We start from the raw sequence: 12,809 nt of genomic DNA on the forward strand, positions 1-12,809 counted from the left end.
CCTCCGTCCCCCCCAGGGGGTGGAGAGAACACCACCCCCCACCCCCACCAGCTGCTCCCCCCACCCCCCGGGGGTCCCCCCCCCCTTTTGGCCCCCCCCCCCAGCCCCCCCCCCCCCCCGGTGCGTTGTGCCCGCTGCCCAGCCAGGGGCGGCGGTATCGTCGCCGAGTGACGAGTCTTTGCGGAGGCAGTGACAACGCCGGCTCCACCATGGAGCCCCAGCCCCTCGTGTGCGCCCGCTGCGGCACCCGGGCCGAGGCCCCGCAGCCCACCTGGACCTGCTCCGTGGAGAACGGCACCCGCCACTACATCTGTGACATCTGCTCCCGGGAGAACCTCAGGGCGATCGAGGGGCGGCTGGACTCGGCCTGGTGGTAGGCCTGCTCAGGCCTCGGCCGCCGACCCCTCCTCGTCAGTCAACTCCTCGGGAACGAACCCCGGCAGCCACTCCTCCAGCTCCTCGCGCAGCCGCACCGTCGCGCCCAGCTGGCACAGCACCCCGATGGTGCTCAACGTCACCCGGTGGATGAGGAGGTACGCAGGGGGCAGGTTGAGCCGTTTGCCCAGCTGGTAGGCGGGGGAGCGAGGGTCGGCCACGCGGGCGGCCTGGCTGCGCATCCAGCCGCGGGTGAAGGTGAACTCGTCGACCTGGGCCGGTTCGATGATCGGCAGGAGGTAGTCGAGGACGGCGTCGGGCTCCAGGTCGATGGATTCCTTGACGAAGCCCTCAACGCGGAGAAGGTCGTAGACGGCGTCCGCCTCCCCGTCCAGGGTCATGCGCAGGGACTCGCCGATGGGGGTCGGCAGGCCGCCCGGGAGCCGGTCGACCGTGCCGAAGTCCAGGACACCCAGCCGCCAGTCGTCCTCACCGTCGGGGCCGCCCGGCAGGAGGCGGAAATTGCCGGGGTGCGGGTCGGCGTGCAGGAGACCGGTGCGGGCCGGGCCGGAGAAGAGGAAGCGGGCCAGGAGCTGGCCGACGCGGTTGCGCTGCTCCGGGGTGCCGTCCGAGATCACCTCCGAGAGCGGAATGCCGTCGATCCACTCCGTGACCAGGACCTGATCGCACTGCTGGACCACGGCCGGCACGACTACGTCCGGATCGTCGGCGAACTCCTCCGCGTGCGCCTGCTGGGCCTGTGCCTCCAGGTCGTAGTCCAGTTCCTCGGAGACACGGTCCTTGAGCTCCGCGATCAGCGGCTTGATGTCCATGCCGGGAATCAGCGGCCCCAAGAGCCGGGCGAACCGGCTCAGTTGGTTGAGATCGGACAGGAGGGCCTCGCCGGCTCCCGGGTACTGCACCTTGACCGCCACCTCGCGGCCGTCGTACCAGACTCCCCGGTGCACCTGGCCGATCGAGGCCGCTGCGGCGGGCTTGTCCTCGAACTCCAGGAACAGGTCGTGCCAGTCCTCGCCGAGCCGCTCCGCCAGCACCGCGTGCACGGTGCGCGTCGGCATCGGGGGCGCCGCCTCCTGGAGCTTGGTGAGCGCCGCGCGATAGGGGCCGGCGATCTCCTCGGGCAGGGCCGATTCGAAGACGGACAGGGCCTGGCCGAACTTCATGGCGCCGCCCTTGAGCTCGCCGAGCACCTTGAACAGCTGCTCCGCGGTCCGCTGCTGAAGCTCGCGGCCGACGATCTCCGCGGATTCGCCGACGATCCGCTTGCCGAGTCCCCAGGTCGCCCGCCCGGCGAAGCCGAGCGGAAGCGCGGCGAGCTTGGCGGTACGGGTGACCGCCTTGCGGGGAAGATCAGACATGCGCCCTCCAGGTCCCAGCCAGCCGCTCCGCGTCTGCCTTACGGCGTAACTCTGTCGACGGCCGTTGCTCCGCCATTGTCTCGTGCGAACCCTCGTCCTCGGAGGGGTGTTCTCCCTCACCTTTCTCCGTGGCGCCGCACGGGCATGCGGGGTGCGCCCACACCGGCCGGGCGTGCCAGCTCAGCCCGGGTAGGGACACCTCCCAGCGTGCACCCGCGCTCGACGGAATCCGGCCGTCCAGGAAGGCCAGGGCGTGCGTGGCGGCCAGTCCGGCGACTGTGGTGGCCAGCGCGAGATCGCAGGGCGGCACCTGGCGCGCCCTGCCGGAGCCCGAACGCCACTGCGCGACCAGTCGGGGCCAGGCCGGGTCCCGGTCGGTGCGCCCTTCGTGGAGGCAGCCGGCGCAGCCGGTGTCGCCGGGCAGGACGAGCGGTCCGACCACGCCGGTCCCCTCCACGACGCCGGCGTACAGATGAGGTGTACCGGAAGTGATGAGGGGCTCGGCGACGGACGGGGGAGGGGCGTGCACCGCGACGTCGTCCCGTGGCGCGATGATCACCAGCGAGTGGCCGGTGGCGTCCGGCCCGGAAGGTGACTGGGAGCCGCGGCGCGGTGGGCGGTCCGGTGCGCAGCGGCGTGCGGCCCGTCGTGCGGCCTCGTCCCTGCGGTCGCCGACCGCCTCCTGAGGCAGCCCACCCGGCGCGACGTCCCACGGCTCGACACGGCCGACGTCCCGCACGTCGACCTCGCCGACCCCCGCGCCCGACAGCAGCGAGGCCACCATCGCCCCCACCCGGCCGGCCCCCCTCACCTGTACGCGCAGCGAGCGCCGGGCGGCCAGGCGGCTCATCGCCTCGCCCGGCCCGGACGTGGTCAGGGACAGGGAAGCCAGATCGGGGCGCAGCCGGTCCAGGACCTCCTTCTTGCGTCGCAGGGCCTCACCGGCCGGGCCGCCGCCCTTCGCGTCGTCGAGGAGCCCGGCCCCGGCCAGTCGTCGCACCAGCCCGTCAACATGGCCGTCCGGCAGGTCCATGCGGTGGCCTTCTTCCCGCAGCAGCTCCAACCCGCGGGTGCCGTTGAGCAGATCGAGAAAGCTGCCCGTCGCCGTGTCCATCGGACCCAGCGTCAGCGCGTGTGCCGGAGTCATCCCGAATTGCACGGTGTTGAGGTCTCGCCAGCCGCGCCTGAGTGCGGGCTTCACCAGCGGAGCCGCCGGACCTGCCGGAGCCCCCGGACCTGTCGGAGCCGCCGGAAGCCCAGGTGCCGCCGAGCTCTCCGGAACGCCCTGCGCAACCGTCGAAACGGTCGAATCCGTCGCTTGCATGAACTGGCCCCCGTAGCCGTCGTGGAACGTCCCCGTGTGCCGGTGGAGCTCGGTCGTAGCTCCGCCGGTGACTGCCAGCATGCCCCGACGCGGCGCCCGGCACCGAAAGTTGTCCACAGGCGGTGGATATTCGTCGTACAAATCAAACGCATGGTGGGGGATCGGCATCGAACCGTCCCGGAGTCGGGACTTCCCCCGTGTGCAGCGGGTAACGTCGGGGCGTGTCCGCCGACCCACTGAACCGCGCCGGAACGCCACAGCACCGTACGACGGGCCCGCCGTCGAGCGGCTCGGGGGCGAGCGCGATCGAGGTCCGCAGGAGCGCTCGGCGTCGCCGGACGGTATCGGCGTACCGGGAGGGCGACCGCACCGTCGTGCTCATCCCCGCCCGGATGTCCGAGGCCGAGGAGCAGCGCTGGGTGAACGTCATGCTGGACAAGCTGGCCGCCCAGGAGAGCAAGCGGGTCCTCGGGGACACGGAACTCGCCGAGCGCGCCGAGCGGCTGTCGGACCAGTACTTCGACGGCCGAGCCCGGCCCAGCTCGGTCCGATGGGTCACCAACCAGAACACCCGCTGGGGCTCGTGCACCCCGGCCGAGGGCAGTATCCGCCTTTCGCACCGGTTGCAGGGCATGCCCGAGTACGTCGTCGACTACGTCCTCCTGCACGAACTCGCCCATCTTCTGGTGCCCGGCCACGGGCCCCGCTTCTGGCGGCTGCTGGAGGCCTATCCCCGCACCGAGCGGGCCAGGGGCTATCTCGAAGGCGTGGTCGCCGCGGAGCGGCTGCCCCATCTGCCCGGCGCACGCGGTGAATGACCGCTTCCTGACGGCCCTCTGACGCTCCCCGGAGGCACCTCTTCCGATTCGGCCGGGCGAGCGTTGTGTACCGGGTCTGTACCGGCTTCGCTCGATGTCCGAGTTTGCCGTTAGCCTGGCGCGACGCACTCGCATTCGGGATGGGGGACGGTCGTTACGCATGGCCAGGGAATTCCAACGCGGCCACAAGGCCAGGATCAGTGACCTCACCACGGGCACCGATCTGTACGTAGGCGTACAGATCTCCGCTCCAGGGCTGACCTTCGACATCAGCTGCTTCGGTCTCGACGCCGACGAACGGCTCTCGGACGACCGCTACTTCGTCTTCTTCAACCAGCCGAAGTCTCCCGAGGAGTCCATCCAGCTCCTCGGCGCCCAGGCGGGCGACACGGAGTCCTTCCGGATCACGCTCGACAAGGTCCCCCCGCAGATCCAGAAACTGTCCTTCACGGCGACCGTCGACGGCGCCGGACAGATGTCGCAGATCGGCCCCGGATACGTCCGCATCGTCGCGGGCGGCGAGGAGGTGGCCCGGTACGCGTTCAACGGCTCGGAGTTCTCCACCGAACGCGCCGTGATGCTGGGCGACTTCTACCTCAAGGACGTCTGGCGGTTCGCCGCGGTCGGCCAGGGCTTCGACGGCGGCCTCGACGCGCTGCTGAGGAACTTCGGCGGCGAGGTCGCCGAGGAGGAGGCGCCCGCCGCCCCGCAGCAGACCCAGGCAGGAGCGGCCCCTGGTTTCGCGCCGCCCGCCCAGGCCGCCGCGCCGCCCGCGTTCGGGGCCCCGGCCGCCGGCGCACCGGCTCCCGCTCCGGCCCCGCAGGGCTTCGCGCCCCCGCAGGGTGCCACCCCGCCGCCTCCGGCCCCGGCACCCTCGGTACACGCCCAGCCCACCATCGTCGCGCCCATGACGCCGCCCGGCGGCACCCCGCCGCCCCCCGCCCCGGCGCCCGCGCCCTACGGCCAGCCTGGCCAGCAGCAGCCCTACGGCCAGCCCGGACAGCAGGCGCCGTACGGCCAGGCGCCCGCTCCGTCCGCCCCGCCGCCGCCCGGCTACGGCCAGCCCCAGGCGCCGCAGGCACCGGCCCCGCCGCCCGGTTACGGCGGTCAGCCGACGCCCCCTCCGGGCTACGGCCAGCCGACTCCGCCTCCGGGCTACGGCCAGCAGGCCCCCTACGGGCAGGTCCCGGGCCAGCAGGCGCCGTACGGAGCCCAGCAGGGCGCCCCTCAAGGTGCCTCCCAGGGCCCCGGTGTGGCCGCAGCTCTCCAGCAGTTCAAGGAGACGCCCACCGGCCAGCGCTGGACGCAGCAGAACAAGAAGCTGGTCCGGGTCGACCTCGGCATCGGTGGCCACCCGGTGCTCGCCCGGCAGGGCAGCATGGTGCTCTACCAGGGCAAGGTCGACTTCAGCTACAAGGGCGCCGGGTTCGCCGGCCGGGTCGTCGGCAACGCGACCGGCCAGGAGATGCAGCTGATGCGCTGTACCGGCCAGGGCCAGGTGTTCCTCGCCGAGAACTCCACGATGCTGCACCCCATCGAGCTCCAGGGCGACGGCATCTGCGTCTCCGCCGAGAACGTCCTCGCCTTCGACGAGAGCCTCCAGTACGAGGTCCGCCGCATCGAGGGACACGGCATCCCCGGCGGCGCGCTGTTCACGATGCAGTTCACGGGCACCGGCACGATCGTCGTGAAGACGCACGGCACACCGGTGGTGCTGCCCGTGACGCCCACGACGTTCGCCGACTGCAACGCCGTGGTCGCCTGGTCGTCCGCCGCCCAGGTGGTCGTCTCCAGCCAGGTCCGCATGCGTCGCAATGCCTACCCCGGCGACACCGGAGAGAGCGTCAACCTCCAGTTCCGGGCCGCTCCCGGCAACTTCATCGTCGTCCAGCCGTACGAGATCTGAGGGAGCCCGTCATGAACCAGCCGCTCGCGGGCTACGCTCCCGCACCCGTCACCGCCCGCATGGAGAACCACGGCAACCACATGCTGAAGGTCGCCATGCAGACCGGGAACGACCTCTTCGCGCGCGTGGGCTCGATGGTCGCCTACGAAGGCTTCGTCCAGTACGAGCCCAACCCGCCGGCCGTGCGCCAGATCGCCAAGGACTGGATGACCGGTGAGGGCGCGCCCCTGATGAAGTGCACCGGTGACGGACTGCTCTACCTCGCCGACTACGGCGCCAACGTCGTCGTCATCAACCTCAACGGCGACGGGATCTCCGTCAACGCCACCAACCTGCTCGCCTTCGACGCGCATCTGACGTGGGGCGTCGAGCGGGTGAAGGGCCTGGCGAAGTTCGCCGGACAGGGCTTGTGGAACACCAAGATCTCCGGGCAGGGCTGGGTCGCGCTGACCTCCCGGGGCAAGCCGATCGTCGTCGACTGCGGCGGTGGCGAGGACGAGACGTACGTCGACCCTGACGCGCTCGTCGCCTGGTCGCCGAACCTCAAGGTCAAGGGCAAGCGCAGCTTCAAGGCGCAGTCGCTCATCGGCCGGGGCAGCGGCGAGGCCTACCAGATGGCCTTCTCCGGCCAGGGCATCGTCGTCGTCCAGCCCAGCGAGGACAGCACCGACCGTCTCCGGGTCCGGGGCTGAGGGGGAGCCAGAACGCCATGCAGAGTCCGCTTTTCGCCTACAACGACCAGCAGACCCAGGACCGCTGGGGCCTGCAGAACAAGCAGATGCTCCGCGTCACCCTGGAGGGCCACGACGACATCCTCGCCCGCAAGGGCACGATGGTCGCGTACCAGGGCCTGGTCGAGTTCGACGCCGAGTACCAGAGCAACCAGCAGGGACGCGCGCGTGCGCACACCGGTGAGGGGCTCGACCTCATGCGCTGCCACGGGCAGGGCACGGTCTACCTCGCCAACCTCAAGCAGCACGTCCATGTGGTGGAGGTGGAGCAGGACGGGCTGACCGTCGACAGCAGCTATGTGCTGGCGATGGACTCCTCGCTGCACCACGACGTCGTCGCCGTGGACAGCCTCTACGGCATCTCCGGCTCCGGGAAGTACCAGCTCAACATCACCGGGCGCGGCAAGGTCGCCCTGATGACGTCGGGCATGCCGCTGATGCTCCAGGTGACGCCCGACAAGTACGTCAACTGCGACGCCGACGCGATCGTCGCCTGGTCGACGAGCCTGCGTGTACAGATGCAGGCCCAGACGCACTCCTCCGGGGTGTTCCGGCGCCGTGGCAACACCGGTGAGGGCTGGGAGCTCAGCTTCATGGGCAGCGGCTACGCCATCGTGCAGCCCAGCGAGCTGCTGCCGCCGCAGAACGCCCAGCTCGGGTCCGGCCTCGCTGCCCAGTACGGCATGGGGCAGCAGGGGGCACGGGGGCAGAACCAGGGCAACGTCTGGAGCTGAGCCGACGTGACGCTCGGTAAGGGGTGACCGCAAGGGCGGTCACCCCTTACGCGTTCACAGCCTGGCGCGTGTCGCCTCCAGCAGTCGTACGACCGACTCGTCGGCCACCTCCGCCACCTCGTCGTAGGCGAACCAGCGCAGGTCCAGTGACTCCTCGCTGATCGCATGCTCGGCATCCCGCGGTGCCAGGACCGCGTACTGCACGTCGAAGTGCCAATGGCAGGGTGCCGGGATCGGATGCCGGTCGAGCCGCACCGGGCCGCCCGGCAGCAGCGACAGCCCGGTGACGCCGGACTCCTCCGTGGCCTCGCGCAGGGCCGCGTCCGCCAGGGAGGTATCCGCCGCCTCGCAGTGGCCGCCCATCTGAAGCCACATGCGCAGCTTCTTGTGGAGGGTCAGCAGCACGCGCCCGCGCGAGGGGTCGATCACCAAGCCGCTCGCCGTGATGTGCCCGGCCTCGCAGGACTTCCACAGGCCGTCCGGATGAACGGCGAGATGGTCCAGGTAGGTCTGGCGCAGCTCTTCCTGGTCCTCGTACCCCTTCAGCACGAGGACCGCGTCGTCGTACAGGCTCACTCGGCGCCGTCGCCCTTGTCGTCGTCCTTGTCGTCCTTCCTCAGGTCCGGCTTGCCGGTGGAGCCGGACGCCGCCTCGCCGAGCATCTTGTCCAGCTCGGAGAAGTCGATCTGCTCGCGGTGCACGAATCCGTCCGGGTCGTCGAGGTCACTGGCCGTCGGCAGCATGTCCGGGTGGTGCCACAGGGCGTCACGGCCGTCGACACCGCGCGCGTCCGTGAGCGAGGCCCACAGCCGGGAGGCGTCGCGCAGGCGGCGCGGGCGCAGCTCCAGGCCGATCAGCGTGGCGAACGTCTGCTCCGCCGGGCCGCCCGAGGCGCGGCGGCGGCGCAGCGTCTCGCGCAGCGCGTCCGCGGACGACAGACGCGGCTTGGCGGCGGCGTGCACCACGGCGTCCACCCAGCCCTCGACGAGCGCCAGAGCCGTCTCCAGACGGGCCAGTGCCGCCTTCTGCTCCGGTGTGTCCTCCGGCTGGAACATGCCCTGCTGCAGGGCGTCCTGCAGCTGCTCCGGATTCTGCGGGTCGAACTGGCCGACCACGTCCTCCAGCTTGGCGGTGTCGACCTTGATCCCGCGCGCGTAGCCGTCGACCGCGCCGAACAGGTGCGAACGCAGCCACGGCACGTGTGCGAACAGGCGCTGGTGGGCTGCCTCGCGCAGAGCGAGGTACAGCCGCACCTCCTCCTGCGGCACGCTCAGGTCCTTGCCGAACGTCTCGATGTTGATCGGCAGCAGGGCGGCCTTGCCGACCGGGCCGAGCGGCAGGCCGATGTCGGTGGAACCGACGACCTCGCCCGCGAGCACGCCGACGGCCTGCCCGATCTGCGTGCCGAACATGGCGCCGCCCATCGAGCGCATCATGCCGATCAGCGGGCCGGCCATGGCCTGCATCTCCTCCGGCAGGACGTCGCCCATCGCGGTGCCGACGCGTTCGGCGACCGGGTCGACGAGCTCCTGCCACGCGGGCAGGGTCGCCTCGACCCATTCCGCGCGGGACCACGCCACCGCGGAGCCCGCGCCGGACGGCAGGGACGTCGCGTCGTCGAGCCACAGGTCGGCCAGGCGTACGGCCTCCTGGACGGCAGTGCGCTCCGCGGGGCCGACGCTCGCGTCCTTGGTGCCGTCCGCGGTGCCCTGGGAGACCGTCTGGCGGGCGATCTGCTTGGCCATGTCCCAGTTCACCGGGCCGCCCTCGTACGAGAGCATCTGCCCCAGCTGCTGGAACGCGGCACCCAGGTCGGTGGGGTTCAGCGAACCGAACATGGCAGCGAACGGATTGTCCGCGCCGGGGCCGCCAAAGCCTCCGGCACCGGGCAGCCCGCCGAAACCGAACGGGTTGGCCGGACCCTGACCACCACCGCTCTGCTGGTCCTTCTTCTTGCCCTCGTCGCCGTCGTCCGGCTCCTCCGGCGGAAGGCCGAATCCGAATGGGGTGTCACTCACGGGATTCCTCGGCTGGTAAGGCCACCGGTTGGCACCGGCGGCGCGGCTGCCCATTAACACCACCCAGCGTAGACACCGCGAGCCGATCGGGCCTCGGTGCTTCGCCGACTCTTGGCCTGCGGCAGGATGGATGCCACCTGGTACGTACGCGTCACTCGCGCTCGTACTGAAGACAACCGCTGGAGACGCCCGGTGAGTTCCCCTGATCCGCAGGTTCGCGCAGCGCGAAACCAGTCAACCCCTCCCGCGCGCGGCGTGCGCGGTCCCGTCGTCGCGGTGACCGGTGCCGCGTCCGGCATCGGCGCGCTGCTCACCGAGCGGCTCGTCGCGTCCGACGAGGTCAAACAGGTCATCGCCATCGACGAGCGGCGCGGTGAGTGCGCGGCGGCCCAGTGGCACATCCTGGATGTGCGCGATCCCGCCATCGCGGAGAAGCTGCGGGGCGCCGACGTGGTCGTCCACCTGGCGCTCGACCTGGATCTGGAGACGGATCCCGCCGCCCGGACGGCATACAACGTTCGGGGGACGCAGACCGTGCTGACGGCCGCGGCCGCGGCCGGGGTCCACCGGGTCGTGCTGTGCACGTCCGCGATGGTCTACGGGGCGCTGCCGGACAACGAGCTGCCGCTGTCCGAGGACGCCGAGCTGCGGGCGACCGCGGAGGCCACCGGGGTCGGGGACCTGCTGGAGATCGAGCGCCTCGCGCGCAGGGCGCCGCGGGCCCACCCCGGGCTCAATGTCACCGTCGTCCGGCCCGCGGTGCTCGTGGGCGGCACCGACACCGCGCTGACCAGGTACTTCGAGTCGCCTCGGCTGCTTGTCGTCGCCGGGTCGCGGCCCGCCTGGCAGTTCTGCCATGTCGAGGACCTGTGCAGCGCCCTGGAGTACGCCGTCCTGGAGAAGGTCGACGGGGAACTCGCCGTCGGATGCGACGGGTGGCTGGAGCAGGAGGAGGTCGAGGAACTCAGCGGGATCCGGCGCATGGAGCTGCCGTCGGCGGTCGCGCTGGGCGCGGCGGCCCGGCTGCACCGGATCGGGCTGACACCCTCCCCGGCCGGGGACCTGGCCTACACGATGTACCCCTGGGTCGTGAGCGGAAGCCGGCTCCATGACGCGGGGTGGCGGCCGCAGTGGACCAACGAGGAAGTGCTCGCGGAGCTGCTGGAGGAGGTCTCCGGCAGGCACACGGTCGCCGGACGGCGGCTCGGACGCAAGGACGCCACGGCGGCCGGCGCCGCGGGAGCGACGGTGGCCCTGCTGGGTGCGGCGGCCGTGGTGCGGCGGGCCCGGAAGGCGCGGCGGCGGATCTGAGCGGGCGGGCAGGTGGCAGGCGCCCGCATGTAGGAGGCTCCAAAGCCGCACGCGCGGGTGCCGGGCGATAGCGCTATTCCCCGTCCGCGCGCGCGTGGGGCACGATGGGTCTATGGCACCTACCAACGATCACCCTGGTGAGCAGGGCGCTCAGGACCCCATAAAGCTCCTCGGCATCCGCGAGACGGCCCTCTCCGTCGACGAGGTCTTCCGCGCCGTCGGGGACGATGCCTCCGGGGGAACCGCGCTGTTCGTGGGGACCGTGCGGAACCACGACGGGGGTGCCGATGTCGACGAGCTCGGGTACTCCTGCCACCCCAGTGCCGAGGCCGAGATGCGGCGGGTCGCCGAGAAGGTCGTCGCCGAGTACCCGGTGCGGGCGCTCGCGGCCGTGCACCGTGTCGGAGACCTCCAGGTCGGGGATCTCGCCGTCGTCGTGGCCGTCTCCTGCCCCCATCGCGGCGAGGCCTTCGAGGCGTGCCGGAAGCTGATCGACGACCTCAAGCACGAGGTGCCCATCTGGAAGCACCAGAAGTTCTCCGACGGCACCGAGGAATGGGTGGGCGCCTGCTGAGGGTCCGCCGGAACAGGTCCGCCGGAACCCGTCCACCCCACTCCGGTTGCGTAACCGCACCCCTGGCGTGAGCGTTGTCAGTGCCAGTGGTTAATCTGCTGATCAGTCAGTTTGCGGTCGCTCATTGGGGATGGGAGGACGGCATGGCGGCGCTCGCCTGGTTGTTGATTCCGCTCGTGGCTGCGGTCTGTGCCGGTCTGTGGGGCAGCTGGGCCAACCGCACCCGCAAGGCACGCGGCGACGGGCCGGAGCTCGACGGGTATGCCCGGTTCCGCGAGGCCATGGAGAGAAAGTCCTCCTCCCGCACCTGATCACGGGGCCGGTCCTCAGGGACACGGCCGTCCCGTCCTGACGGAGCACGGTCAGAGGGACGGCCCTGACGGGGCACTGACAGGAGTGTCACGTACTGTCGTGGCATGCCACGCCGCACCGCGACGATGCTCGCCTCCACCCTGATGCTGATCGCGCTCCTGTGCGCGGGAGTCTTCATCCCCGTGCCGTATGCGGAGATGTCCCCGGGGCCGACGGTGAACACGCTCGGCGATCACGACGGCGAGCCGGTGCTGCAGATCTCCGGGCGCAAGACCTACCCGGCGTCCGGGCACCTCAACATGACGACCGTCCGGGTCACCAGCGCCGACTACAAGATGAACCTGGTGGAGGCCGTCTACGGGTGGCTCGCGCACGACAACAAGGTCGTGCCGCACGACACCCTGTATCCGGACGGCAAGACCGAGGAGCAGTCCACCCAGGAGAACGCCGAGGAGTTCAGCCAGTCCCAGGAGAGCGCCAAGGTCGCGGCCCTGGAGGCACTGGACATCCCGGTGCAGAGCTGGGTGATCGTCTCGACCGTCGTCAAGGGCACCCCGGCGGAGGGCAAGCTGCACGCCGGTGACGTCATCAAGACGGTCGACGGCACAACGGTGAAGGAGCCCGCCGACGTCGCCAAGCTGGTGACCAGGCACAAGCCAGACCAGGACGTCGTCTTCACGATCGTGCCGGCCAAGGAGCAGGCCGCCGCGGAGAAGGAGCGCAGGACTCCGACGAAGACCGAGAAGGTCACGATCAGGACCGCCGAGTCCGACGACAGCGGCGATAAGCGCGCCATCGTGGGGATCTCCGCCGGGACCGACCACACCTTCCCGTTCACCATCGACATCAAGCTCGCCGACGTCGGCGGTCCCAGCGCCGGCCTCATGTTCTCGCTCGGCCTCTACGACAAGCTCACCCCGGGCAACCTCACCGGCGGCAAGTTCGTCGCCGGCACCGGCACCATCGACGACGAGGGCAAGGTCGGACCCATCGGCGGCATCGAGATGAAGACCATCGCCGCGCGCGAGAAGGGCGCCCAGTACTTCCTCACGCCCGCCGACAACTGCGCGTCCGCCGCCAGGGACGTCCCCGACGGGCTCACCCTCGTCAAGGTCGGCACCATCGGCGACGCCCTCGGCGCCCTGAAGGACATCCGCTCCGGCGACACCGCCGACCTGCCGAAGTGCACGACCAAGAGCTGAGCGGCCAGGCCTCGGACACACGGCAGTGGGGGGGGGCGCGCCCCTCCCGGGACCCCCCCCCCCCCCCACCCACCCGCCCACCCCCCTAAGAAAACCACCCCCCTCCCACCCCCGCCCCCCCCCCC

Annotated in this window: 13 protein-coding genes; 9 read left to right on the forward strand and 4 right to left on the reverse strand. The window is 71.1% G+C overall.

The annotated features are described in order from the left end of the window. The first annotated feature begins 167 nt into the window (after window positions 1-167). Window positions 168-377, forward strand: coding sequence for a hypothetical protein (locus tag ACFU95_RS03110; protein WP_383820887.1), 210 nt, complete (start codon window positions 168-170; stop codon window positions 375-377). Window positions 378-383: 6 nt separating this feature from the next. Here the strand turns inward: ACFU95_RS03110 and ACFU95_RS03115 are convergent, their stop codons facing one another. Next, entirely contained in the window at window positions 384-1,754 is a 1,371-nt protein-coding gene (locus ACFU95_RS03115) for an ABC1 kinase family protein (protein ID WP_383820890.1), read from the reverse strand. Further along, window positions 1,747-2,901, reverse strand: a complete 1,155-nt coding sequence (locus ACFU95_RS03120; RefSeq protein WP_383820893.1) for a TOMM precursor leader peptide-binding protein — start codon at window positions 2,899-2,901, stop codon at window positions 1,747-1,749. The genes ACFU95_RS03115 and ACFU95_RS03120 overlap by 8 nt, the downstream gene beginning before the upstream one ends. A 398-nt stretch (window positions 2,902-3,299) precedes the next feature. On the opposite strand from ACFU95_RS03120, the gene ACFU95_RS03125 reads away from it, so the two are divergent. From ACFU95_RS03125 to ACFU95_RS03140, 4 genes are all read left to right on the forward strand, one after another. Then, window positions 3,300-3,896 carry a M48 family metallopeptidase gene (locus ACFU95_RS03125; RefSeq protein ID WP_383820896.1) on the forward strand — a complete coding sequence of 199 codons (597 nt, stop codon included), beginning with the start codon at window positions 3,300-3,302 and terminating at the stop codon, window positions 3,894-3,896. A 160-nt stretch (window positions 3,897-4,056) separates the two neighbouring features. Continuing rightward, on the forward strand, window positions 4,057-5,802 hold the full coding sequence (locus ACFU95_RS03130; protein WP_383820899.1) for a TerD family protein: 1,746 nt from the start codon (window positions 4,057-4,059) through the stop codon (window positions 5,800-5,802). 11 nt (window positions 5,803-5,813) lie between these two features. Further along, on the forward strand, window positions 5,814-6,494 hold the full coding sequence (locus tag ACFU95_RS03135; protein ID WP_048582125.1) for an AIM24 family protein: 681 nt from the start codon (window positions 5,814-5,816) through the stop codon (window positions 6,492-6,494). A gap of 17 nt (window positions 6,495-6,511) precedes the next feature. Continuing rightward, window positions 6,512-7,267: an AIM24 family protein gene (locus ACFU95_RS03140; protein WP_383820903.1), complete on the forward strand. Its 756-nt coding sequence runs from the start codon at window positions 6,512-6,514 to the stop codon at window positions 7,265-7,267. Window positions 7,268-7,321: 54 nt separating this feature from the next. Here the strand turns inward: ACFU95_RS03140 and ACFU95_RS03145 are convergent, their stop codons facing one another. Continuing rightward, on the reverse strand, window positions 7,322-7,843 hold the full coding sequence (locus ACFU95_RS03145; protein WP_383820906.1) for an NUDIX hydrolase: 522 nt from the start codon (window positions 7,841-7,843) through the stop codon (window positions 7,322-7,324). Next, entirely contained in the window at window positions 7,840-9,285 is a 1,446-nt protein-coding gene (locus ACFU95_RS03150; RefSeq protein ID WP_383820908.1) for a zinc-dependent metalloprotease, read from the reverse strand. The genes ACFU95_RS03145 and ACFU95_RS03150 overlap by 4 nt, the downstream gene beginning before the upstream one ends. 192 nt (window positions 9,286-9,477) lie before the next feature. Here ACFU95_RS03150 and ACFU95_RS03155 point away from each other — a divergent pair, with 192 nt between their 5' ends. The 4 genes from ACFU95_RS03155 (at window position 9,478) to ACFU95_RS03170 (ending at window position 12,684) form a co-directional block, all read left to right on the forward strand. Beyond that, entirely contained in the window at window positions 9,478-10,596 is a 1,119-nt protein-coding gene (locus tag ACFU95_RS03155; RefSeq protein WP_383820910.1) for an SDR family oxidoreductase, read from the forward strand. A 112-nt stretch (window positions 10,597-10,708) separates the two neighbouring features. Further along, window positions 10,709-11,170: a molybdenum cofactor biosynthesis protein MoaE gene (locus tag ACFU95_RS03160; RefSeq protein ID WP_383820912.1), complete on the forward strand. Its 462-nt coding sequence runs from the start codon at window positions 10,709-10,711 to the stop codon at window positions 11,168-11,170. A gap of 143 nt (window positions 11,171-11,313) precedes the next feature. Beyond that, window positions 11,314-11,481, forward strand: a complete 168-nt coding sequence (locus tag ACFU95_RS03165) for a hypothetical protein (RefSeq protein WP_383820914.1) — start codon at window positions 11,314-11,316, stop codon at window positions 11,479-11,481. Between the two features lie 105 nt (window positions 11,482-11,586). Continuing rightward, window positions 11,587-12,684: a PDZ domain-containing protein gene (locus tag ACFU95_RS03170; protein ID WP_383820917.1), complete on the forward strand. Its 1,098-nt coding sequence runs from the start codon at window positions 11,587-11,589 to the stop codon at window positions 12,682-12,684. The last annotated feature ends 125 nt before the right edge of the window (window positions 12,685-12,809 follow it).

It is taken from the genome of Streptomyces sp. NPDC057623, assembly GCF_042800355.1.
Classification (GTDB): Bacteria; Actinomycetota; Actinomycetes; order Streptomycetales; family Streptomycetaceae; genus Streptomyces.